Source organism: Microcoleus sp. Z1_B2 (assembly GCF_036700325.1).
In the GTDB taxonomy this organism is placed as follows: Bacteria; Cyanobacteriota; Cyanobacteriia; order Cyanobacteriales; family Microcoleaceae; genus Microcoleus.
In genome coordinates this window covers 1-25,207 of the sequence record NZ_JAUBOQ010000051.1, presented here as the reverse complement: position 1 = coordinate 25,207, position 25,207 = coordinate 1, and the positions used below count along the sequence as shown (strand labels likewise).

Sequence of the window (25,207 nt, the reverse complement as noted above, 5' to 3'; positions counted from 1 at the left end):
CGTCTATTGCAATCCTGAGCTGGCTAACCATAAGTAGCGGCCGAATAAAGCCTGCTTTCTCAACCAATAATTTTTAGATTTGTGGGAACTTTTTTACAGATAGGAAAAAAGTTAAATTAATCAAAATTTTAGGGAATTTTCCTGGTTTTATCTAATGTGAATGTATCAGGTACTAGCTAGAGCAATTCTCAGGAACTCAGAACCACATAAAATATTTTCTGAGTTTTACCTGACTAATGCTTCCCAATGGTTTGATGCACTACGTATCTGGCTAATGGTGTGCATAGCAAATCTACCTATAGAGGTTCCAGTGCCGGACTATTTACATTACATCCTCTGCATTTAATTGCTAAAAAAAACCGCAATTTTTACACAGCAAAAGCTGATTAGGTAGAAAAGTATCGGGTTTCACTTAAGGATAAGATTCAAGTTTTTCCCTGAATTTTAATATCCCCGATGGATTACCGAGGTTTTAATTCTGCCTACTGCCTTCTGCATCTCTAGCCTTCTGCTTTCAAGGTGAATCTACCAGCAAATAGTAAACATTCTCATGGGTATGCCAAATGAGTTCAACTTTTGCCACCAACATGGATTCACAATCTGTTCTCCACAATGCTGGTTCTAAATCTATTGTCTTCATTGATTCCGACTTAGATGACTATCAAACTCTTGCCGGTGGCGTGCTTCCCGGTGCAGAGATTATCATTTTAGATAAAAATGGTAACGGAGTCGAGCAAATTACTGCGAAACTGCAAACAATTTCGGCTGCGGGGGAAACTGTAGACCAAGTTCACATTATTTCTCACGGCAATTCTGGTAGCTTGCAGCTAGGTTCTGCAACGCTGAATTCGGATAATTTATCACAATATGAAAGCCAGTTGCAAGGGTGGCGAAATGCGCTAAGCGAGAAAGCAGATATTGTGCTTTACGGTTGCGATGTTGCTGCGGGTTCGGGAAGCGATTTTGTCGATCGCCTGGGCGAGTTAACCGGGGCTGATATTGCTGCATCTAGCGATCGCACTGGCCACGGTGGTAACTGGAATTTGGAGTTTGCCAAGGGTGACATTGAAGCACCGCTAGCCTTGACTCCAGAGGCAATGGCGGATTATCAAGGGACTTTAGCAACTATTACCGTTACCAACAATAATGATAGCGGGCCGGGTTCATTGAGAGATGCGATCGCCTCCGCAGCAGCCGGCGATACCATTCAATTTGCCTCCACTCTTGCGGGCCAAACAATTACCCTAACGAATGGTCAACTTGTTATCAACAAAAACTTGACAATTGACGCCGTTGGTGCAGCCAATTTAACCATCAGTGGCAACAATGCTTCGCGGGTCATTCTCACAGAAGGTGCAACAAATGTTACTCTAAAAAACCTGATTATTGCCAACGGCCGAGTTTCTGGTACTGACCCAAATAATCAGACAACTAGCGCCGGTGGTGGCATTCAAACAGGAGGTAGCAGCACTTTAACTTTAGAAAATTGCCAAGTCAATAATAATGTGGCGGGTTTTGGTGGCGGCATTTACACGGGTTTTCGCAGCACGACGACTGTCATTAACAGCAAGTTTAGCGACAATGATGGTTCACTAGCTAACAATACCGAACGTGGTGGCGGCGCGATCGCCACTAAAAGCGGCGGTGTTCTGACTATCAGAGATAGCGAATTTACCAACAACAAAGGCAGCTACGGCGGTGCGGTTAATAACCTGTTGGGCAGCATGACGATCGAAAACTCTAAATTCACAGGGAACCGCACAGATAAAGGCGTTGGCGGGGCAGTTTACGTCGATGGCGCTAATGCTTCGGGACCGAATGCAACCCCCGGCCCAGTTGCCGGAACTATTGCTATCCGCAACAGCCTTTTTGATGGCAATATCGGAGCGAGAGAAGGAGGCGCAGCCTTTTTGTTTGGTTATTTGCAAGATAAAGTGGTCTTGGAAAATAGCACTTTTATTAACAATAAAGCTGTCAAGGATCTAGCAGGAGTTGGAGGTTCGGGAGGTGCAATTCGTCACGGAAATACCGAACTTACGGTAACAAACTCCACTTTTGCTAATAACCAAGCTGAAGATAATGGTGGCGGTTTGTGGTCAGGAGAGAATGGCAATATCAGCATTGTCAACAGTACATTTTCCGGCAACAGCGCGGATAAGCAGGGCGGAGGAATGCTTGTCGCTAACAGAGATTCCTTTTCGACTAACATCGTCAATTCGACTTTTGCTCAAAATACCGCTGAATTTTCGGGAGGTATTGCTACTTTCAACGACCCTGTGAAATCGCCAATTACTGTCAAGAATTCTATTTTTGATAGGAATACGGCAAGTAATCCTTTTAAAACGAGGCAGCACACTGGACGGCAGCTAATCGATGGGGGAAACAATATTCAATTTCCCGCTAAACTGACCGTGGGAGATCCTAATGATAGTAATGTTACGGCAAATGTGACGATCGCCGACCCCTTACTGGGCCCTTTGGAAAATATTAACGGCGCTTTCGTGCGACCACTGCTAACAGGAAGTCCGGCAATTGATACTGGTACTGGTGTGGGCGCGCCAGCGACAGATCAGCGCGGTGTGAGTCGCCCGGCTGATGGTGATAATAACGGAAGTGCGATCGTTGATATTGGCGCTTATGAATTGAACCCTACAGTCACGCCGACTCCAACTCCGACGCCCACTCCAACTGAGACTCCGACTCCGACACCGGAACCGACTCCCACGCCCACACCGGAACCGACTCCCACACCGGAACCGACTCCGACTCCCACACCGGAACCGACTCCGACTCCGACACCGGAACCGACTCCCACTCCGACACCGGAACCGACTCCCACGCCCACACCGGAACCGACTCCCACTCCGACACCGGAACCGACTCCCACGCCCACACCGGAACCGACTCCCACGCCCACACCGGAACCGACTCCCACGCCCACTCCAACTCCAGCTTCGGATGATTGCCTACTCGATAGCCTCAACGCCCCGCAACTAGATCCTGCTACCATCACCCCCAACCCCGTCCAACAAACAATCAACGGCGGCGACACTACCGATTTCATCATGGGCGGTGTCATCAACGATTCAATTAACGGACAAGTCGGCAACGATACTCTCTACGGCATGGGCGGCAATGACAACATTGACGGCGGCGCAGATAACGACTCAATCTTCGGCAATGAAGGCAGCGATTTCATCTCTGGCAGCGCTGGCAACGATACCATCTACGCTGGCAAAGATAATGACACTGTGGTTGGTGGTGAGGGCGAGGACTTGTTGAGGGGAGATTTAGGCAATGATACAGTTGCCGGCGGCCTTGGCAACGACAGCATTTTCGGCGGTAAAGATGACGATATCTTGCTGGGTGAAGATGGCGACGACTACATTTTAGGCAACTTAGGAAATGACACAATTAATGCCGGAAACGACAACGATATTGCCTTTGGCAATGAAGGTGCAGACCTGATTTTTGGCGACATCGGTAACGATACCCTGTACGGCGGCAAAGAAAACGACAGTCTCGATGGCGGTGAGGGCAACGACTTGGTGTTGGGCGGCAATGAAAACGATGTGATCTGTGGCGACATCGGTAACGATAGCCTGTACGGAGGCAAAGGTAATGATATTCTCAGCGGTGGCAGCGGTGCCGATTTCCTTTCCGGGGATGTTGGGGACGATACATTGACGGGAGGTTCGGGAAATGATGTGTTTTTCCTCAATCAAAGTTTGGGTAGCGACATCATTAATGATTTCCGCAAGGGAGAGGATTTAATTGGGTTGAATTCTGAATTGAGTTTTAATCAACTCAGTATTACTTCCAGCAACAATCAAACTTTGATTACTGTGACGGACACCAATCAATTGTTGGCGAAGCTTAACAATATTACCCCCGGTATTCTCACCGCTAGCGATTTCATTACTCTGTAGTTCTTATAGCAATCCTAAATCCTTTGTGAATTTCTTACTCCATCCCATTAGGAATGAGAATTAAATAACTTCCACAAGATTGTGGGATGGGCGTCCCGCCCATCCAAAAAGGACGGGCGGGACGCCCATCCCACAATAACAATTAAAATTGTAAGTTATTTAATTCGCGAGCCTTAGCAAGGGGAGGGTTGGGGTGAGGTAAAACATTTACGAATCATTTAGGATTGCTATAATAAAGCGGACTTGAGATTATTTCCTTCCAATACCCTCGCACAAACGTCTATCTTCCTCCTTCACATCAGCATTTGTTCGCAAATAATCCCGCACGCGATCGCAACCATCAGCCAACAAATCCACTTTCATAACTCGATCCACATCCCACAAAATCAGCGTATTATCCTCACTCACAGAAGCCACAAATGACCCATCCCCACTATACGCTACCCCCCGAATCGCCGCAGAGTTACCTCTTAGCGTTGTTAATTCCGTACCGTCAAGCTTCCACAATTTCAGCGTATTGTCTACACCACCAGAAGCAATAATATTACCATCCGGGCTAAACGCGACCCCCCATACCGCAGCCAGATGGCCTTCCAGAGTTCTTAGTAACTTACCATCCACAGTCCAAAGCTTAATCGTATTGTCCCCACTGCCAGAAGCCAGAAATTTACCGTCAGGGCTAAACGCCACTCTCCACACCGCAGCAGTATGACCTTGAAAAGTTCGTAGGGGCAGTGCCCCCGTGCCTGCCCCATCAAGCTTCCACAATTTCACAGTACCATCCCCCCCTGCCGAGGCAATTAGCTGACCGTCAGGGCTAAATACGACCTGCCAAATAGGAGCATGATGTCCTGTCATAGTATGCAATAAAGTACCATCGGGCCGCCAAAGCTTGATAGTATTATCTTGACTTCCAGAAGCAATAATTTGACCGTTTGGACTGAAAGCTAATGTAAAAACCGTAGCGTTATGACCTACCAAAGTTGCGATCGCTTTTCCATTTCGAGTCCAGATATTCACCTTATTATCATTTCGGCCAGAAGCAATTAACTTGCCATCGCCACTCAGGGCAACAGCATAAATCGCAGCGTTTTCTACAGTGAAAGTCCTCAACAATTTGCCTTGCCGACTCCACAGCTTAGTCGTGCCATCCTCGCTGCCCGTAGCAATTGTAGAACTATCCGAACTGACATCTAAAGCCCAAATCCCCGCTTTATGTGCAGTAATCATCGTCCGCAATGGGTTTTGACTCTGCCACAGCCGCACCGTATTTTCTGCACCCGCCGAAGCAATAAAACTGCCATCCGGGCTCCAAGCTATCCCCCAAATCGAGGCACTGTGACCTCTAAATGTCATTAATTCTGTGCCATCAACATTCCATAGTTTTATAGTTTTCTCTCGACTTGCAGAAGCAACAGTCTGACCGTCAGGACTAAAAACAACTCCAGATACTACAGCAGAATGACCTTCAAGCGTTCGTAGGGGCAGTGTCCCCGTGCCTGCCCCCTTCACTGTCCAGAGTTTCACCGTTTTATCTGCACTTGCCGTAGCAATCATTTGACCATCTCGACTAAATGCCATTGCTGCTATCACAGAAGTATGGCCTCGGAGAGTTCGTAGGGGCAGTGCCCCCGTGCCTGCCCCGCCTTTGTTCCAGAGTTTCACCGTTTTGTCTCCACTTGCCGTAACAATAGTCTGACCATCTGGACTGAAAGCCACTGAGGATACCCCAGCAGTATGACCCTGGAGAGTTCTTAACAGTTTGCCGTCTTTGTTCCAGAGTTTCACCGTTTTGTCCATGCTGGCAGAGGCAATTGTTTGACCATCGGGACTAAACGCCACTGTCCAGATACCAGCAGTATGACCCTGAAAAGTTCCTAGGGGCCGTGCCCCCGTGCCTGCCCTATCCAGTTTCCAAAGTTTTACAGTCCCATCATCACTTCCAGAAGCAAGAAACTGACCGTCCGGGCTAAATTTGACCGATCGAACGATCGCCTGATGACCTTTGAGTGTTGCTATTTCCGTCCCGTCCCGCCGCCACAGTTTAATAGTTTTATCCACACTTGTTGAAGCAATAAACTTACTGTCTGGACTAATATCAACTCCGAGAACAGCCGCTTGATGTCCCGATAAACGGTTATATTCATCGCCTTCATAAACCGCTTGACCCAATACATTGATAACTTGATTCTCAATATTTTTATCCGTCTTGCCTAAGTTTTGTAATCGGCGCTTAGCTTTAATTGCTTCTATTAGTGCATCCAATCTGCGATTAGAGGCAAACAATCCCTCAGAGGAAGAAACCAGCGCTTCAATTTCACTTATCCGAGCTTCCCGCTCACTAATAACGGCTCGGCGATACTGAAAATAACTTGTTACTCCTAAAGCACAGGCAAGCAGGAGTGCCATACTCACCGAAAATAGTAAGGCCCTCTGTCGTTTCCCTGCTTTTTTTTCTTGAATTAAGCGCATTTGTTCCTGGGCCAGTCGCGCTTCCACTTCTTTAGTGCGTTCTGCTTCTAGAGCTTGTTGAACTTCTCGCCTATCTAGTTCGGCACTAGCAGCTAAGAACTGATAGTCTAGGTTACTCAAGCTTTTTTCCTGCGCCCAGATTTGACCATCTTGTAAGGCTTGTCCCCGCAAAAGTCTGGAAAAATCTGTTTGTTGTGAAGCAACCCAAGCATCGAAGGTTTGCGAGTAGGGGCGCAGTTGCCCTAATTGCTTCTCTACCCATTCCAGATTAAAAACTTCAGCATAAACCCTGTTTCTTACCTGTAAATAACCATTATTTTTGACAACTAATCCCGATAATAATAGTTCAATTTGTTCTGGTGAGTCATCAGTTGATACCCGTCCCACTTTTTTGCTCAAAGGTAGAAATCTTTCATTTCCTTGTAGGGGCAATTGTCCTGTAGTTGCCCTATAAAGATTTGGGTCAGGCACGGGGGTACTTCCCAGAGAGTCCTCTTCAAAGTCCGAGAATGAAACAGAACCGCTGGTTAAGGGGGGGTTAGATTGTAAAATTTGCTGGTAGATGCCGAGTAATCTACCCGCGCGTTGTTCGTTGCGAATAATCCGCTCCTTTATGGTTTTTAAATGTTCCGGCTCATCCTGAGATTCCCATTTATTAATGATATTTTCTCGCACTAAACGATCTACCCAAAACTCTTCTGTTCCTGGGGGAATTGTTACTACTTTTTGCGGTGTTGTTTGAGTTGCCATGTATGCTAAATAGCACAGTTTCTGCGTCAGAAATGGCTGCCCAGAAGTCCAAGCCAATATCTGTTTGAGAATAACTTGATAATTATTGACTACATTTGCCAATCCCGCCGCTAATGGCTGGGCTTCTTCTAGTTCAAAACCTCGTAAATTTATCGCTCGACCAATATTAAAAGGAGTTCGTTTTTTATCGACAATTAAATCCCTAGGTGTTGCTACTCCAAAAATTGCAAAAGTAATACGATTATATTCTGGATTAATTGAGCGTTGATTATAGCAAAAGCGAATTAGGGCGAAAAAATCATCTACCGGGAACTCTAGACTGAGAACACTGTCAATTTCATCAATAAATATAATGATTTTGTTTTCAGGAAACTTGGCCAACAAAATATCTTCAATAAAATGACTCAATCTTTGCAAAAATGATACATCTTCTTCATCACGCCACCAGGTTTTTAAGTTAACTTGCCCTAAAAGATTGAAGCCGCGCCACAGTTCCCCAATCATACCTTTATACCACTGTAAAGGAGTGATATTTTCACTGCCGATGCGGGTCATGTCGATCGTGCTGCATTGAAATCCTTCAGCTTGCAGTCGGTGCAGAGTGCGGACTAATAGGGAAGATTTGCCCATTTGCCGCGAATTGAGAATGTAGCAAAATTCGCCTGCTTTTAAGGCTTCATAGAGTTCGGAATCTGCTTGTCTTACTACGTAGGTAGGTGCATTATTAGCAAGGCTGCCGCCGATTTGGTATTGGTAATTATTCATGATTTTGAGTTCATGGTTTATGAGACTTTAACGATCGCCCACGGCATCGCACAAATGTCTGTCCTCCTCCTTGACTTCAGCATTAGTTAGCAAATAATCCCCCACACGATCGCACGCATAACCCAGTTCATCGAGTTTGAGAATACGCTCTAGATCCCATAAAATCACAGTGCGATCGTCCCCGGCGGAGGCAATTTGTTTACCATCGGGACTAAACGCCACCCCCCAAACGTTCCCTTCATGTCCCGTTAGCGTCGTGATTTCTGTCCCGTCGGTTTTCCAAAGTTTGAGTGCGCCAGTTGAGCCTCCCCCCACCAGCATTTGACCGTCTGGACTGAAATCAACCGCCATCATGCCTCTACTATTTCCCTTGAGGGTTTTGAGCAACGTGCCATCACTCGTCCAGAGTTTAATCGTGTCATCCCTGCTAGCAGTTGCCAAAGTGCGACCGTCTGGACTGATGGCAACTTCCCAAACAGGGCTGCGATGACCCTTTAGGGTCTTGGAAAACCTACCGTCAAGACTCCACAACCGAGCAGTGCTGTCGCTACTGGCTGAAAGCAGCCTCTGTCCGTCAGGGGTAAAATCCACATCGTAAACCCTAGCCCGATGCCCTGTGAAAGTTCGTAGGGGCGGTGCCCCCGTGCCCGCCCTGCCGTCCTTGTTCCACAGTTTCACAGTTTTATCGTTGCTAGCAGAAGCCAGTAGCCCATCTGGACTGACGGAGATATCCCAAACTCCAGCTTCATGACCTGTTATGGTTTTCAGTAGCGTCCCGTCGAACTGCCAGAATTTAATTGTTTTATCTTCACTAGCGGTAGCAAGGAAAGGTGTATTAGCAGGATTGGCAAAGCTAGCACCAGAGAGGAAAGCAACCGAGTGAACGGCAGTATCGTTTCCGGCAAAAGACTTCAGCAACGTGCCGTCTCGCGCCCACAGTTTGAAACTGCCATCGGAAGAGGCGGAAGCTAGCATCTGACCTTCGGGGGAGAAATCCACATCCCAAATCGTGCCGCCATGTCCGTAAAGGACTTTCGAGAAGGGGTTTGTCGGATTCCAGAGTCGAACGGTATTGTCGTCGCTAGCAGAGACAACTATTTGACTGTTGGGAATAAAAGCAAGCCCGCGAATTCCAGATTGATGGCCTTTAAGGACTTTCAACAGCGTCCCGTCCGGCTTCCAGAGGTTGATGGTTTGGTCGGCGCTGGCGGAAGCAATCACATCGCCTGCTGTACTGACAGCGACTTCAAACACTTCCGAACTGTGACCGCTAAGAGTAAGTAGGGGCAGTGCCCCCGTGGCTGCCCCTGGCAGTGCCCCCGTGGCTGCCCCTGGCAGTGCCCCCGTGGCTGCCCCTGGCAGTGCCCCCGTGGCTGCCCCTCCGTCGGGTTGCCAGAGTTTGACAGTGTTGTCAGCGCTGGCAGAGACAATGGTGGGGCGTTTTGTGCCGCTATTGTCTGCAAGTAAAGCAAACTCAACGTCCCAAACTGCGGCGCTGTGACCTTCCAGAGTTCTCACCAGTTCGCCCTCTAGAGTCCAAACCTTGACCGTATTATCTGTGCTGCTAGAGGCTAGCAGCTTTCCATCCGGGCTAAAGGCAACACCCCAAACGGCACCTTGATGTCCGCTTAGGGTTTTGAGCAGTTTGCCATCAATGCTCCACAGGCGAATGGTGCTGTCTTCACTCGCGGAGGCGATGCGCTCACCGTCTGGACTCACGGCGATCGCCCAGATCGCAGCCTTGTGTCCCTGAAAGGTTTTGAGCAGTTTGCCTTCCCGACTCCACAGATAAATGTTGCCGTCCACGCTGGATGTTACCAGGCGCTGGCTGTCGGGACTAAAACGAAGGGCGTACACGCTGCTGATTGTGTGTTGGAGAGTGTACAGCAAGGTGCCATCCCGTTGCCACACCTTGGCTGTTTGGTCGCCGCCTCCGGTGGCGATGAGTTGACCGTCTGGGCTGACATCAACTGCCAGAACCGGGCTGGAATGCCCCAACAGGCGATTGAATTCTGCCGTTCCATAGATGGCTTGTTGCAGCACTTGTTGAACTTGAGATGGCAACTGGGGGCTGGAATTAGCTAGGTTGTCGATCCTGCGTCTGGCTTTGATGGCGCTCACGAGGGCATCTAATCGCTGTTGGGATGCGAATTGCCCGGAGGATGAGGAGGTGAGGGCTTGAATTTCGCTGGTGACGGCGCGATGGTATTGCCAGAGGGCGAAAATGCTGGAGGCGATCGCAACAATTAATACCCCGCTCAACGCCCCAATAAACTTTCGCTGCCGCTTCGCTGTCTCTCGCTCTAAAACTAACCGCTTGCGTTCTTCTGTGAGTCTGGCTTCAACTTCTCTGAGCCTCGCTGCTTCCAGTGCTTGCTGCACTTCCAGCCTGTCTAATTCAACAGAAGCTGCTAAAAAGTGATAATCCAAATCGCTCAAACTTTTTCCCTGGGCCCAGTAGGAAGCGTCTTTTAGCGATTGTCCGCGCAACAGTCGCGATTCATCGGTTTGTTTTGAAGCGATCCAAGCGTTGAAAGCTTGGGAATAAGGACGTAGTTGCTCTAACTGTTTTTCTACCCATTGTAGGTGAAAAACTGCTTGATAAATCGGGTTGCTTACCTTTAAAAAACCTTGGTGTTTTACTACCAAACCTGATAGCAGCAGTTCGATCTGCTCTCGACTGTCATCCGCTTCAACTTCACCAAATTGTAAGAGGTTTTGATAAATACCTAAACTACGTGCAGTGAGTTGTTCGTTGCCAATAATGCGATCGCGAATTGTCTTTAAATGCTCCGGCTCATCTTGCGATTCCCATTTATTGATGATGTTTTCTCTCACCAATGAGTCCACAAAAAATCCTTCGGTTCCCGGTGGTATTTTTAAATCACCCGTGTGGGCTTCCCGCGCCCTTTTTACTACTAATTCACATATTTTTTGCGTTAAAAATGGCTGTCCTCCAGTCCAAGCTAAGATTTGTTTGAGAACTGCTTGCGGATTTGCTATGACATTTTCTAACCCTTTCGCTAATGGTTGCGCTTCTTCTAAGCTAAATCCTGACAAATCGATTGCTTGTCCGATATTAAAAGGTGTCCGATTTTTATCGGCGATTAAATCGCTGGGTGTAGCTACTCCGAAAATTACGAAGGTAATTCGGTTGTATTCTGGATTAATGGCTCGTTGGTTGTAACAATAACGAATCAAGGCGAAAAAGTCATCAACGGGAAAATCTAAGCTTAAAATACTATCAATCTCATCAACAAATATAAAAATTCGCTCCTTCGGGAATTTTTCTAATAAAATATCTTCAATAAATTGACTCAATCTTTGGAGGAGAGAAACTTCTTCTTGTTCTTTCCACCAGGTTTTTAAATTGACTTTTCCTACAAGATGGAAACTGCGCCACAAATCCCCAACAATTCCTTTATACCACTGTAAAGGAGTAATGTTTTCGCTACCGATGCGAGTCATGTCGATCGTGCTGCATTGAAATCCTTCGGCTTGCAGTCGGTGTAGGGTACGGACTAAAAGAGAAGATTTGCCCATTTGCCGGGAGTTAAGCACGTAACAAAATTCGCCAGCTTTTAAGGCTTCATAAAGTTCGGAATCTGCTTGCCGCACTACGTATGTAGGCGCATCACTCGCGAGACTGCCACCAATTTGGTATGTTACCTGGGTCATGGGGTTTATGGGTAGGTTTAAAGCTGAGTATGTAGGGAATTTATTTAGAGGTGAGGATGTGGTGATGGAGCTTCATTATAATATAAATAATGCCCAATTTTGGTTAATTACCCTTTTTTTTAGTCCGCGTAGGCGGACTTTATTTGTATAGCAGCAATTTCCAATCGCCAGGAAAAGTGGAGTTTTCAAGGCGGATATTGGATTACGAAAAGAAACTGTAAAGCCGACTCTAAATAAAGTTGTACGAACCAAAATAGAGGCGGTACAACTCGCAGCTTAGCGTACAGCGGTTGTTATCGATATGAATCAGCCCCATACTAAATAATTTAGAAGCCACTATCGGATCTAATTCCACTCCGTGTTCCGATTTTACCACTTGTTTCAGTGCAACCATAAGTTCGGGATACTCTTGGAATGTGGCCCAAAAACTCCGCAAGTAATCTTTATAAATTCCCGCTATTGTGGGAGCTTCTTGTAGTAGCCGATCTAGCGTTACACTGTTTTGACAGAGGTGGTAAAGAGCTAGCCGCACTAGATAAGGATGTCCCCCCACCATTGCCATCAGTCGATCGGCATTGGAGCCATCTGTCCAATCCACTCCGTGACGCTGGGCTAAAGCAAGTATCTGCTCTTCTGTAAAATAGGGCAATTGCAGCGGTAAACCGATATTAAAAGGCGATTCAGTGAGCTTTAAAGGAATATAAATTTCTGTGGAGTGAAGAACGATTAACCGCAGTTTTCCCAAGGTTTCAATCCGCTTTGCTTCTTCATGCCAGCTTCGCAGCAGCGGCAAAAATTCTCTGGCAATTTTTGGATACTCAAAAATTCTATTTACTTCATTTAAAGCTAAGACAAAAGGTGTACTTATTTCTGCTAATATATATTGTTGCAAATAGATGGTGCAGCTTACTTTGCTACCCATGTCTTCATCCCAATAATCATCTAATAGGGGTGGTAATTCTAGGTGACGGCTGATGTTGGCACAAAACCAGCGTAAAAATTTATCGATATTGACTAAAACAGCTTCCTCGGCTTGCTGAAAATCTAAACTTACAGTTCGATAGTCAAGAGAAGTCGCGCGCTCTAAAATCCGTAGCAGAAGGGAACTTTTTCCCATCTTCCTGGGAGCCTTAATCCGCAGCACACTTCCTGGTTTGGTAATCTCTCGATAGGCGAGTTCTTCAATTAGCGGGTGATGGATATAAAATGGCGAACCGAGGGGCACGGGAGATCCGGGAAATTCTAAAGGTGTTGCGAGGGATTGGCTGCGGGTGAATTCTTCAATTAATTCTCGTTCCTCTGCGGTTAGGGAACGTGATTCTAAACAAGAGCGAAAATTTGATTTGCTAATAGATGTCTGCAAGATTTGAGAGAGAGATTTCCACAAGGATGAGGCTATGTTTCTCAGGTAATGCTCTCCGTAATGAGAGGCAGATGCAATACTTGTATAAGTTTTTCCTTCCCAAACTTGGCGAAGTATGATTTCTTGTACGGGATATAAATCTTTTTGTAATCGCACACGAGTTAGCTGTAGTACCTCATCTATCGTCATAACTGGCAATAACCATATAAGTGTATCGTTGATATTATCACTTATGATTGAGTGTAAAGCTCAGAGCGATCGCCTATTGGATTCCCACACGCTCCTGTCGCGATATTTTTGAGGGGGTAATTGGTCAAATCGGTTAAATATCCCCGAAGAGTATCACTGTCAATAATCAAGAATTCCCTCGCGGGGTAGTGGCGGGTGTATTTGGGAGCATCTCAATGAAAGCAGGCCTCCGCTAGAAATTGGAGTTTTGAGGCAGGAGGCAGGAGGCAGGAGGCAGGAGGGAAGAGGGAAGAGGAAGAAGGAAGGAGCCAGAAGAAGTGTTTTTACAAATATGAGATGCTCCCGGTGTATTTAACCTGTCTGCACTCTTCAAGGGTAAAAGAGTGAACCAACCTCTACAGGTTTTTGAGAATGGTTCTCTTCGTTAAGTTGAATCCGTGACATCCGTTAAATCTGGTGATTTCCCCGTTGCCTGACTCAGGGCTGTTTCATTCTCTTGTAGGGGGAGCCACTCTTTGCTGCCCCCATGTCCCAAACGCCTGTGCAGTCGTCTGTGGCGGGGTAGGCACGGGGAGTAGGGGTAGCACTACAAGAGTCAAAATTCATGTTTTTGGTGAGAATGAAACAGCCCTGCGTTGCCTGACCGATCGCTGAGTGCTATAACCCAATTTTAATGGGCGCTGGCGCTCTTACTGGAAAGGAATCTGCGCTCAGTTTTTCTCGATCGTTGCCCAAAATGTCATCCCGGTGTCACAGTTGATAGTGAAGGCAGAATTAAAAATGTGACAGTTGACTTTGCTAAAGCTGAGTCTATTGATGTTAATTTAATTAACAGTAGTTTCAGATCGCTGCATTTACCGATCGCAAGTGTTAAGTCCCAAAGTCTAATTCTTATTTTTGTACCCCCATTTTTTAAGTTTTTCCAGTAATCACCTCTGAAAAATATTAGCAAATAACCGAGTTGATTTAATGCAAATGGTTCATAAAATGTTCCCAAATTATTTTATTCCTCACGGTCATTGCTACTTGTGGAAGCCTGGATTAGTGGGGCTACACGTTTTGTCCGATGGTTTGATAGCCGTCGCTTATTTTTTGATACCGATTACGCTGATTTATATTGTCAAAAAACGGCAAGACGTACCTTTTGACTGGGTTTTCATGCTGTTCGGCTCTTTTATTATCTGCTGCGGGATTACTCATATTATGGAAATATGGACGCTGTGGCATCCTAATTATTGGTTCTCGGGTTTTCTTAAAGGGATTACGGCGCTGATTTCGCTATGTACCGCAGCCGTGCTGGTGGAACTAATCCCAAAAATCTTGGCTATTCCCAGTCCCGATCAATTGGCGGCGGCAAATTTGGCTTTACAAAATGAGATTGGCGATCGCAAACAAGCTCAGGAAGCACTCTCGGAATTAATGCTAGAATTGGAAAAACGGGTTATCGAGAGGACGATCGCTTTAGAAGTTGCTAATGAACGTTTGCAACAGGAAAATCGCGATCGCTCTTTGGCGGAAAATTCATTGCGGCACTCGGAAGCTAAACTGCGAGAGCAGACTCAGCAATTAGAGAACGCTCTGCAACAACTTAAAGGCGCTCAAGCTCAACTCGTACAAACTGAAAAAATGTCCTCTTTGGGGCAAATGGTAGCTGGGGTTGCTCACGAAATAAATAACCCTGTGAACTTCATTTATGGCAATCTGATTCCGGCTGAGGAATACATTAAAGATATTGTGGCATTGATTAAGGCTTATCAAGTTTATTACCCCACTCCGGCGCCGGAAATTGCAGATAAGATTCACACTATAGAACTCGATTTTATTTTAAAAGACTTGCAAAAACTTTTTGGTTCGATCAAAATTGGAGCAGAGCGAATTAAGGAGATTGTTAAGTCTTTACGAACTTTCTCGCGGTTAGACGAAGCCGACATGAAAAAAGTAAATATCCATGAAGGTCTCGATAGCACTTTAATGATTTTGCAGCACCGCTTGAAAGAACAACCAAACCGGCCGCCTATCCAAGTGATTAAAGAGTATGGAGATTTGCCAGAATTGGAATGCTACGCTGGGCAGCTTAACCAAGTATTTATGAATATTTGCTCTAATGCTATTGATGCTTTAGAACAGATTGTACAGCAGGGATATTTGACCCACGGCTATTGGGAAAATAATTTCTCTGACAACTTACAAAACACCCATTGCCCACTACTAAAAATTCGCATCCGCACCCTTTTAGTTGATGGCAAGTGGGTGCAGATTCACATTGCTGATAATGGCAGTGGCATAGATTATGATGCGATCGCTAAAATTTACGATCCATTTTATACAACGAAACCTATTGGTGCTGGTACCGGGCTGGGTTTGGCGATTTCTTATCAGATTATTAAAGCCCATGAAGGTTATTTGCGCTGCACTTCCGAGGTGGGGAGAGGTACGGAGTTTATCATTGAAATTCCGTTGCGATCGCAATTTGGCGAGCGCCACCGACTGCCAAAGCAAGCTGTTATGAACAAGGTGGGTTTAGGCGTTAATAAATAATGCTGAAGCCAGCTACCATTTTCGGTGACTTTTATTTTTTGCTTAACTTAGGCATCATCAAATCCCTATTATCTGCCAATAACAAGTATTATGTGGGAAGCACTCAAAAACATATTTTCCCCGACTCAGTATATGCCTCACGGTCATTGCTATCTTTGGCAAACGCCTTTAGTGTGGCTGCACGTAACTGGGGACTTTTTAATCGCGATCGCCTACTATTCAATTCCGGCGATGCTGATTTATTTTATTTTCAAGCGGCGCGATGTTCCTTTTTTAGGAATATTTGGTTTATTTGGTGCATTTATTATTCTGTGCGGCACGGGTCACTTGCTCGACATTTGGACGTTGTGGCATTCCGCTTATTGGCTGTCGGGGATTGAAAAAGCAATTACTGCACTGGTTTCCTGCTTCACTGCCGCCTCAATGGTAACACTATTGCCCCAGTTTTTGTCTTTAAAAACCCCCCAAGAATTAGAGGCAATAAATCGCAAGTTGCAAAGTGAGATTGCTGTGCGTGAAGAGGCAGAATTAGCGTTGCGCTACGCTTATGATGACTTAGAAATTAAAGTTCAAGAACGCACTGCAGAGTTGAGAGAAATTAACGGTTATTTAGAAGCAGAAATTAAAGAAAAAATTGTCGCTGAATCTGCTTTACGCGAACGAGAAACTAGGTTAACCGAACAACAAACAGGCTTGCTAGAATTAGCCAAAAATTCTAGTATCTACGAGGGAAATATCAGCGAGGCGTTGAGAGAGATTACGCAAATGGCAACTCGTACCCTGAATGTCGATCGGGCAAGTATTTGGTTTTATCAGGAAGATAAATCCGCAATGTGCTGTGCGGATCTTTACGAACTGACGCCCGATCGACACAGCGCCGGTGCAGAACTGAAAGTTGCTGAGTATCCTAGCTATTTCCAAGCTTTGAATACAGAACAGGTACTCGCAGCGGTTGATGCCCAAACCGATCCGCGAACCCTAGAATTTAGCGAATCTTATTTGAGGCCATTAAACATCTCGTCGATGCTAGATGTTCCTATTACCCATAAAGGGCAAATTGCGGGTGTAATTTGTTTAGAACATCTGGGAACGACCAGGAATTGGACGCTGGACGAACAAAGCTTCGCTAGCTATGTGGCGCAGATCGCAGCTTTAGCAATGGAAGCTCGCGATCGCAAGCAAGCCGAGTTAAACTTGCGTTCTGTCACCGAACGTTTGCAATATTTGCTGGCGACTACCCCGGCGGTGATTTTTAGCTGCAAATTAGGGGGAAATTATGACGTAACGTTTGTCAGCGATAATATTGTTTCAATGATTGGTTACGAAGCCAGAGAATTTCTTGATGGTTCCCTTGATTGGCATAGCCTGGTTCATCCAGACGATCGAGAGATTGTTGATACTTCATTCGCTCAGATATTGGAAAAAGAATCGATTTCCTACGAATACCGCGAACGGCACAAAGACGGTGGTTATCGCTGGATATACGATGAGGTTAAGTTAGTCAAAGATGCTGCTGGTCTACCTGTGGAGTGCGTGGGTTATGGAGTAGATATTACTGCTCGCAAACAGGCGGAACTAGCCTTGCAGCAGCAAGTAAAAAGGGAGCGGCTAGTTAATTCCATTCAAGAGCGGATTCGCTCCTCTCTTAACCTAGAAGAAGTAATGACAATGGCTGTGGAAGAAATTCGCCATTTTTTGTCAACTGATAGAACAGTTATTTACCGCTTTAATCCAGATTGGAGTGGATTTATAGCCGTCGAATCGGTATCCGTCGGTACGATGCCGATTTTGGGAATTGACATTAATGACCCTTGTTTTCGAGAACACTACGTCTCTGTTTACGAGCAGGGACACCTGCGCGCGATCGACAATATTTATACAGCAGGTATTTCAGAGTGCCACATTAATTTACTGAGCGAGTTGGAAATTAAAGCTAACCTCGTGGTTCCCATTTTGCAAGGTAAAAAACTATGGGGGCTACTCATTGCTCATCACTGCCACAGTCAAAGGCATTGGAGCTCTTCTGAGATAGAATCTCTCAAGCAAATTTCCGTGCAGCTAGCAATTGCCATCCAGCAATCCACCCTTTTTGAACAAGCCAAAACAGAAATTGCCGATCGCAAATTAGCAGAAACAGCATTACAAAAAGCTGTTGTAGCTGCTGATACAGCTAACCGCGCCAAGAGCGAATTCCTTTCTTCTATGAGCCACGAACTGCGGACTCCCCTGAATGCCATTCTCGGATTTAGTCAGGTGATGGTGCGCGATTCATCTCTCAACAATCAACACCAACAGCACCTAGAAATTATTAATCGCGCCGGCGAACACTTGCTTTCGCTAATTAATGACATTTTGGAAATGTCCAAAATTGAAGCGGGCCGAAGTCAGCTTAATGAAAGCAGTTTTAATTTAATGCGCTTGCTGAAAACCTTAGAAGAAATGTTTCGATTAAAAGCTAAATCTAAGAAATTGCAGCTAAATTTGGAAGTGGGTGACGGTGTACCGCACTTTGTTAGTGGAGATGAAGGTAAACTGCGGCAAATTTTGATTAATCTTGTAGGAAATGCGATCAAGTTTACAGAGATGGGTAGCGTTACTTTGCGAGTTAAAAAGAAGGTAGAAGAAAGTTTGGGCGCTGAAAACGCAGAGTTTTCGGACACACAAACAAAACTTGCCGACGCGGCTTCTGAACATTCCGAAAGCTTAGCGGTTGAAACCACAGCTATACAAAGAAAACCCGGATGGTGCACTGGTTTTAATCACTCCGAAAGCTTGGCAGACTTTAATTGTGTAGATGCTAATTACCTTCACCCGGAATTGTTACGCCTTCAGTTTGAAATTGAAGATACTGGCCTTGGCATTTACCCTGAAGAGATAAATAAGTTATTTGAACCCTTTGAGCAAACAAAAACAGGTCAAAATTCTCAACAGGGGACTGGATTAGGTTTACCAATTAGCCGCAAATTTGTACAAATGATGGGAGGAGATATTACTGTCATCAGTACACCTGAGTTGGGAAGTAAGTTTGTATTTGATATTCAAATCAGCCTTGCCCCTCTCAGCGAGATTAAAATCCTTAAACCGCAGAAAAAAGTAATTGCTTTAGCACCGAATCAACCAGAATACCGGATTTTGGTTGTTGACGATCGCGCGGATAATTGCCTAGTCATAGAGAGATTATTGTCACCACTAGGCATCCTCGTGCGATCGGCTAGAGATGGTCAAGAAGCTATTGCTGTATGGGAGGATTGGCAACCGCACCTGATCTGGATGGATATGCAGATGCCTGTCATGGATGGCTATGAAGCCACAAGACAAATTAAAGCTCATCCTCTTGGAAAACAAACTGCAATAGTTGCTCTTACTGCTAGCGCTTTTGAAGAAGAACGACAAACTATTTTAGGAGCAGGCTGCGATGATTTCATGCGTAAACCTTTCGAGGCAAAGATATTATTTGCAAAAATGGAAGAACTTTTAGGATTGCGTTACATTTACGAGGAATCTGTTGATGCACCACTAGACAATGACAGCGAAATTAGCGGAGTGACTAGCAATCAATCCGTCGAGTTACAACTCAGTCAAATGCCTCTTGAGTGGGTAGAACAGATATCTCATGCCGCTCATGAATGCTGCGATGAGAAAATTGTCAAGTTGATTGAGGAAATGCCTAGCCAGTTGGCTTTTTCCGCACAATATTTAACTACTTTGGTGCAGGATTTCCTATTTGACGATATTATAGAGATAGCACAATCAGCAGTTGCATCGAGGTAAAAATACCTCTTTTCAATCAATGTAATTGGAGGAAAAATTTATATTTTAAAAAATCTAAGTTTAAGCCCATATAGCGTCTCGTTGCTATCTTATTTTATGCGAGACAATATCCTTTTATATGGTTTCGTTTTTGTTGAGGTAAAATTCTTAAGTGTTAATATCTTTTATTTTGAAAAACTACCGTGAGCGAGTGCATGGACAGCTATCAATATCCTACAATTCAAGCCAACATTTTAGTAGTTGATGATAAGCCCGATAATGTGCGGCTTTTATCTACAATATTGACCGAACAAGGGTATCAGGTTCGTAAAGCGCTGAACGGGCAAAGGGCGATCGCTACAGTGCAAGAGTTTCCGCCGACTCTAATTTTGCTGGACGTGATGATGCCAGAAATGAATGGATATGAGGTATGTGCAAAGTTGAAAGCTTCACCAAAAACCAGTTCCATTCCCGTGATTTTCTTAAGCGCCTTAGATGACGTTTTAGATAAGGTGAAAGCTTTTGATGTGGGAGCCGTTGACTATATTACTAAACCTTTTCAAGGTAAAGAAGTATTGGCACGAGTGGCGAATCAGTTAACAATTCAAAGTCAACAACAGTTACTTCAAGAGCAAACGAAGCAATTCCAAGAACTTGTCGAACGTTTGCAAAACGAAATTAAAGAGCGGCAGGGGGTGGAGCTAGCTTTACGGCTTGCTCAAACAAAGTCGGATCATTTATTGCTGAATATTTTACCAGCAGCGATTGTTGAAAATTTGAAAAAGGGCGAGGGTTCTCCGGCCCAGAGGTTTGATTCAGCAACAGTTCTTTTTGCCGATATTGTCGATTTTACGTCTATTGCTGCTAGAATGTTACCTCTAGAATTGGTAAATGTACTAAACCAGATTTTTTCAAGGTTTGACCAACTAACTGAAAAACACGGTTTGGAAAAAATTAAAACAATTGGAGATGCTTATATGGTAGCGGGGGGGTTGCCGGTGCCGAGGGCAGATCATGTAGAAGCGATCGCGAATATGGCCTTGGATATGCAGGAAGCGATCGCTGATTTTCAAACTGACAGAGGCGAACCATTTCAAATTCGGATTGGCATTCATACAGGGCCAGTAGTTGCGGGCGTAATTGGCACTAAAAAATTTAGCTATGACTTGTGGGGAGATACTGTTAATGTTGCTTCTCGGATGGAATGTCAAGGATTACCGGGATATATTCAAGTTACTACAGCTATTTACGAACTGTTAAAAGATCGGTATTTATTTGAGGAAAGAGGTGCGATCGCGGTTAAAGGAAAAGGAGAGATGATCGCCTATTGGTTAAAAGCTAAAAAAAATAATTCAGCGGTTGAAAGCGATGCTTGTCTAACGCAGTCCACTCCTACGGAACTAAGAGAGTACCCACATACCCCACTTCTTTAAGAAGTCGGGTATCTAACCTAGGAGCTATGGATGAACGTCGAGCTAATCCTTAAAAAATGAAAACAATTTGCAGTTGCCAATTTGTATTTTCCCGGACGATTTCAATGCGATCGATAAATTCTCGAAAGTAAAACCTGCGTTCTGATTCTGATAAATCGAGCCAAAATTGCGACAGGGAAACTGTTTGGGCAATTTCTCGCAAATTTACTGGGGGTAGTTGCGCTAATTTGCTTTGCAGTTCGGCAATTTCGGTGCGGATTTTGTAGGCTCTAAACTCTGCCGTTTCCGTGTCTAATATGCCGCTTTCAATCAGGGCCCAAAGTTGCTCTATGATTTCTTGTTTCGATGCGATCGCCCTGACAATTCCTGCTTTCATTCCATTCATATTCGGCATTTGCAACCCAGCAACAGCATCGGGTAAATCCCGACAAATACCGGCGATGGTTAATTGCAATACTTCATCGTAGGAAAGGCCACTACATTTAGGCTGTTTTGGACAGTTAATCGGTCGCAAATAAAGGTATTCTTTTTCTTTGCGGTAGGAGGTGACTTTGGCAACTGTCATGGGCGATTTGCATTCGGCACAAATTGCTAAACCTGCGAGGGAACGTGGGGCGCTAGCGCTGCGAGGAGAAAGGCAGCGGTTGCGGCGCAGCAACCTGTCTATTTGGGCGGCTTCTTCTCTGGAAATAATCGGGACGTGGGTGTTAGAAATTACTTGGCCGTTTTGATATTCTAAATCGCCTCGGTAGGCGGGATTTGTCAGCCAGCGGCGGCCGGTACTTACAGAAATTTTTTTGTTGTATTTCTTGGCTAAATACCGCACGGAACCTCGCAATGAACCGTAAATTAAAAAGTGTTCAAAAAAGTCTTTGACGGTGGGGGCGGTGGTTTTATCGATCGTATAACAATCTTTGCCGCGCCGGTAGCCGTAGGGAGCCTTACCCGGTGGCATCCGGGATTTGATGCGGTTGCGCGCGTGTCCTTTGCGAATACTCCGGCTGTGTTGGCTGCGCTGGATTTCTGCGAGGATTTGCAGCAAGTTTTTGCGGTTTCTTGGTTCTGTTTCTTCTTGGACAATGATTTCGACGCCGAGGTTTTCGAGTTGGGCGAGGTGCGAACACACTTGCTGCAATGTGTCGCCTAGTTCTTCAAACCGCTGAATTAATAAGTATTTGACTGGTTCTGTTTGGCAGTCTTTGAGGAGTTGCTGCAGTTGTTGTCGCCCTCCTAAGTCTTGATAGGTGCGATCGACTTCTTGACCCCAAATTTCCGGTGCGGGTGCTGCTTCCAGTAGCGGTTCGGTGTAAGAATAAGCGATGATTTTCATCTGTTACTCGCTGAGTTCGATGATATTGCCGTCGGGATCTTGGGTAAATAATGCCGATCGACCTGACGCACTCATTTGGAACGGGCAATTGTGAGCGATTAACTGTTGTTTTGCTGCCTCTAAGTTGGCCACAGAAAATGCTAGATGTCGGTTGCGTCCCCATTTGGCATGGTCTACGGCATCTGGGATAATTGTTGCACCTAAAATTAGGTGGAGCTGGAAGTCGCCGATTTGATACCAGATTCCAGGAAATTTTAAGTCGCGATCGATTTTTTGCAGTTTTAGTACGGTGCTGTAAAAGTGTTGGGATTGTTCCAGGTTGGAGATGAGGATGGCGCTGTGGAGGGATTGAGTAATTTGCATTTTTGTTGGGATTTATGGTTTTTTTTTTACCGCTGATGCAGGCTGATGAACGCAGATTTTTTGCGGTTGGTTGAGTTTTTGATATGATAACATTGTCCGTCGCTCTTAATATATCCATTATCAAGTCTTGTAACAAAAAACTGCCCGCTGGGAGTGTTTTTAACAATGGTTTCTCAAAAAAGTGCGATCGTCTCCAGAGCGGGCAAAATCCGTCTCCGCAATGTCTTGGTAGTTCCCTTTGTTCTCCAAATTTTGGCCGCTGTGGGCTGCGTTGGCTATCTCTCTTACAGAAACGGAGAGCAGATAGTCAACAATATTGTTAGTCAGTTGCGCCACGAAGTGAGTGCGAGAGTTTACGAACGTGTTCAAACCTATCTGGAAGCTCCGCCACTGGTGAATCAGATCAATCAGGATGCTGTACCTTTGGGGGTGTTGAACTTTGACGATTTGGAGCAAGCTAGACCATATTTTTGGAAACAAGTTCTGCAATTTAAGTCGATCGGTCACGCGGGAATTGCCAACGAAAAAGGTCAGTACCTGCGTGTGGGTTGGGTAAATCGGCTGGTTGGACTGGAACAACCTCAGCTTGCCCAGCAACTGATTCCGGGGGGCGGCGACTTGATATATTACAACCTTGACGAGAATGGAAACCCGACAACAATCGAAAAAAACACGCCCAATTATGACGTTCGCACGCGCCCTTTTTACAGAGTAGCTGTTGAGAAGAAACAGGCAGCTTGGAGTGAAGTTTATATTAATTTTGGCTACGGTACGCTGCAAATTAATGCGAGTCTACCCTATTATGATGCCGAAGGGAAACTAATTGGCGTGCTGACTTGCCAGATGGGACTAGATCAAATTCGCCAATTCCTGCAAACCTTAAGAGTGGGTAATTCCGGTCAAGTATTTATCATTGAACCCCAGGGTGAGTTAATAGCCACCTCGCTTAAAGAACAGCCTCTTTCGGTGGGAACCGGTAAAGATACAAAGCGGATCAAAGCACAGGAAAGCAGCAACAGGCTGATGCGTCAAAGTGTGCTTTATCTGCTCGATCGCTTCAAGCGTTTGGAAGACATCGATCAAACAGTTCAACTTGACTTTTATCTGAACGGTGAGCGGCAATTTATCCAAGTTTCTCCGTTAACAGACAAGTACGGCCTCAATTGGCTGAGTGTAGTAGTAGTTCCTGAAGCGGACTTTATGGCGCAAATTTATGCTAACACTCGCCAGACCATTTTGCTGTGTATTGTGGCTCTCATTGTCTCTGTTGCAATGGGTATTTTCACCGCTAGCTGGATTACTCGCCCCCTAAACCAAATTGCTCAAGCTTCAGAATATCTAGCAGGTGGTGCTCTCAACCAGAACGTTGATTCCAGTCGGATTTGGGAAATTGAAACCTTAAGAAATTCCTTTAATAGCATGGCGAGACAACTGCAAGAATCCTTGGAAACGCTAGAAGATAAAGTCAAAGAACGTACCTCGGAACTCGCCACCGCCACTAAACAAATTGCCGCTCTCAACCAGCGTCTGAAAGCGGAAAACTTCCGCATGAGTTCCGAACTCGATATGCTAAAACAAATGCAGCAGTTGATTCTGCCAAAACCTGCCGAACTTGCAGCTATTGAAGATTTAGATATTGCCGGATTTATGGAACCAGCCTCGGAAGTAGGTGGTGATTACTACGACGTACTTTGTACTAACGGGGTTGTCACAATTTGTATTGGTGATGTCACCGGACACGGATTAGAAAGCGGCATTTTGATGGTGATGACTCAAGCTGCTGTCCGCACTCTTCAGGAAATGCAAGAATCCAACCCGGTGCGTTTTTTAGATACCCTCAACCGCACTATTTATAAAAATGTTCAGCGCATGAACTCCGACAAAAATATGACACTAGCTTTGCTCAACTATGCCGATCGCACAATTAGTATCAGCGGTCAACACGAGGAAACTCTTGTGGTCAGGAAAGGTGGTAAAATCCAGCGAATAGACACCATTAATTTAGGATTTCCGCTCGCCTTAGATGAGGATATTTCCCATTGGATTAGCCATGTTTTAGTAGACTTAGAGCCGGGGGACGGGGTGGTGCTTTACACTGACGGCATTCCCGAAGCTAGAAATATGCACAAAAAATTCTATGGTATTGAAAGACTCTGTGAAGTGGTTTCTCAAAACTGGCATTTGAGCGCCGAACAAATCAAGGAAGCCACCATCGCTGATTTGAGAAATTTTATTGGAAAACAAAAGGTTTTTGATGACATTACTTTGCTAGTATTGAAGCAACAGGGAAATATTGTGCATAATTGATTATTGACCGAAAGCATCCAGGATACAAGCCCCCGGATTCATTCCTTCGCAGACTCATAACCCAGAAATAAAAGACCTGTATCCCATGAAACTTGCCCCCCGAATTTATCCGTGGGGTCAATCTAAAATCTAAAATCTAAAATCTAAAATCGATTGACTGTCGTCAACCAGGTTTCTACGAGAAAGCTTGGATTTAGTCGCCAAGCATGGAACCAGCAACCGGATTTATCGCTTTGCCCGTGTAAGTTATAATAATTTACAGCCAGGGTAAACGCATCTAAATTAAGTTGACAGAAAATCATATTTGTGCATGATTTGTTTTTTATAAAACAATTCTTAA

At 45.2% G+C, this 25,207-nt stretch carries 10 protein-coding genes; 5 read left to right on the top strand and 5 right to left on the bottom strand.

From position 1 onward, the window contains the following. Positions 1–563: 563 nt before the first annotated feature. A complete protein-coding gene (locus QT984_RS24465; protein ID WP_333375161.1) occupies positions 564–3,929 on the top strand; it encodes a DUF4347 domain-containing protein in 3,366 nt (1,121 codons plus the stop codon). Between the two features lie 249 nt (positions 3,930–4,178). Here the strand turns inward: QT984_RS24465 and QT984_RS24460 are convergent, their stop codons facing one another. The 3 genes from QT984_RS24460 to QT984_RS24450 all read right to left on the bottom strand — a co-directional run bounded on the left by QT984_RS24460 (position 4,179) and on the right by QT984_RS24450 (position 13,146). Further along, positions 4,179–7,916 (bottom strand): WD40 domain-containing protein, encoded by a 3,738-nt coding sequence (locus QT984_RS24460; protein WP_333375159.1) that lies wholly within the window; start codon positions 7,914–7,916, stop codon positions 4,179–4,181. Between the two features lie 27 nt (positions 7,917–7,943). After that, the gene (locus QT984_RS24455) at positions 7,944–11,594 is read right to left on the bottom strand and encodes an AAA-like domain-containing protein (protein ID WP_333375157.1); all 3,651 of its coding nucleotides are present in this window, start codon (positions 11,592–11,594) and stop codon (positions 7,944–7,946) included. Between the two features lie 229 nt (positions 11,595–11,823). Beyond that, a complete protein-coding gene (locus QT984_RS24450; protein WP_333375155.1) occupies positions 11,824–13,146 on the bottom strand; it encodes an AAA-like domain-containing protein in 1,323 nt (440 codons plus the stop codon). A gap of 969 nt (positions 13,147–14,115) precedes the next feature. On the opposite strand from QT984_RS24450, the gene QT984_RS24445 reads away from it, so the two are divergent. From QT984_RS24445 to QT984_RS24435, 3 genes are all read left to right on the top strand, one after another. Beyond that, entirely contained in the window at positions 14,116–15,684 is a 1,569-nt protein-coding gene (locus tag QT984_RS24445) for an ATP-binding protein (protein ID WP_333052968.1), read from the top strand. A 90-nt stretch (positions 15,685–15,774) separates the two neighbouring features. After that, positions 15,775–19,455, top strand: coding sequence for a GAF domain-containing protein (locus QT984_RS24440; RefSeq protein ID WP_333052967.1), 3,681 nt, complete (start codon positions 15,775–15,777; stop codon positions 19,453–19,455). 194 nt (positions 19,456–19,649) lie between these two features. Further along, entirely contained in the window at positions 19,650–20,867 is a 1,218-nt protein-coding gene (locus QT984_RS24435; RefSeq protein ID WP_333053144.1) for an adenylate/guanylate cyclase domain-containing protein, read from the top strand. A gap of 49 nt (positions 20,868–20,916) precedes the next feature. On the opposite strand, the gene QT984_RS24430 is transcribed toward QT984_RS24435, so the two are convergent. Both QT984_RS24430 and QT984_RS24425 read right to left on the bottom strand, forming a co-directional pair. Next, positions 20,917–22,197 carry a recombinase family protein gene (locus QT984_RS24430; RefSeq protein WP_333211046.1) on the bottom strand — a complete coding sequence of 427 codons (1,281 nt, stop codon included), beginning with the start codon at positions 22,195–22,197 and terminating at the stop codon, positions 20,917–20,919. A 3-nt stretch (positions 22,198–22,200) separates the two neighbouring features. Beyond that, positions 22,201–22,560, bottom strand: coding sequence for a VOC family protein (locus QT984_RS24425; protein WP_333211044.1), 360 nt, complete (start codon positions 22,558–22,560; stop codon positions 22,201–22,203). A 165-nt stretch (positions 22,561–22,725) separates the two neighbouring features. Between QT984_RS24425 and QT984_RS24420 the strand changes: the two genes are divergently transcribed. Beyond that, positions 22,726–24,867: a SpoIIE family protein phosphatase gene (locus QT984_RS24420; protein ID WP_333211042.1), complete on the top strand. Its 2,142-nt coding sequence runs from the start codon at positions 22,726–22,728 to the stop codon at positions 24,865–24,867. The last annotated feature ends 340 nt before the right edge of the window (positions 24,868–25,207 follow it).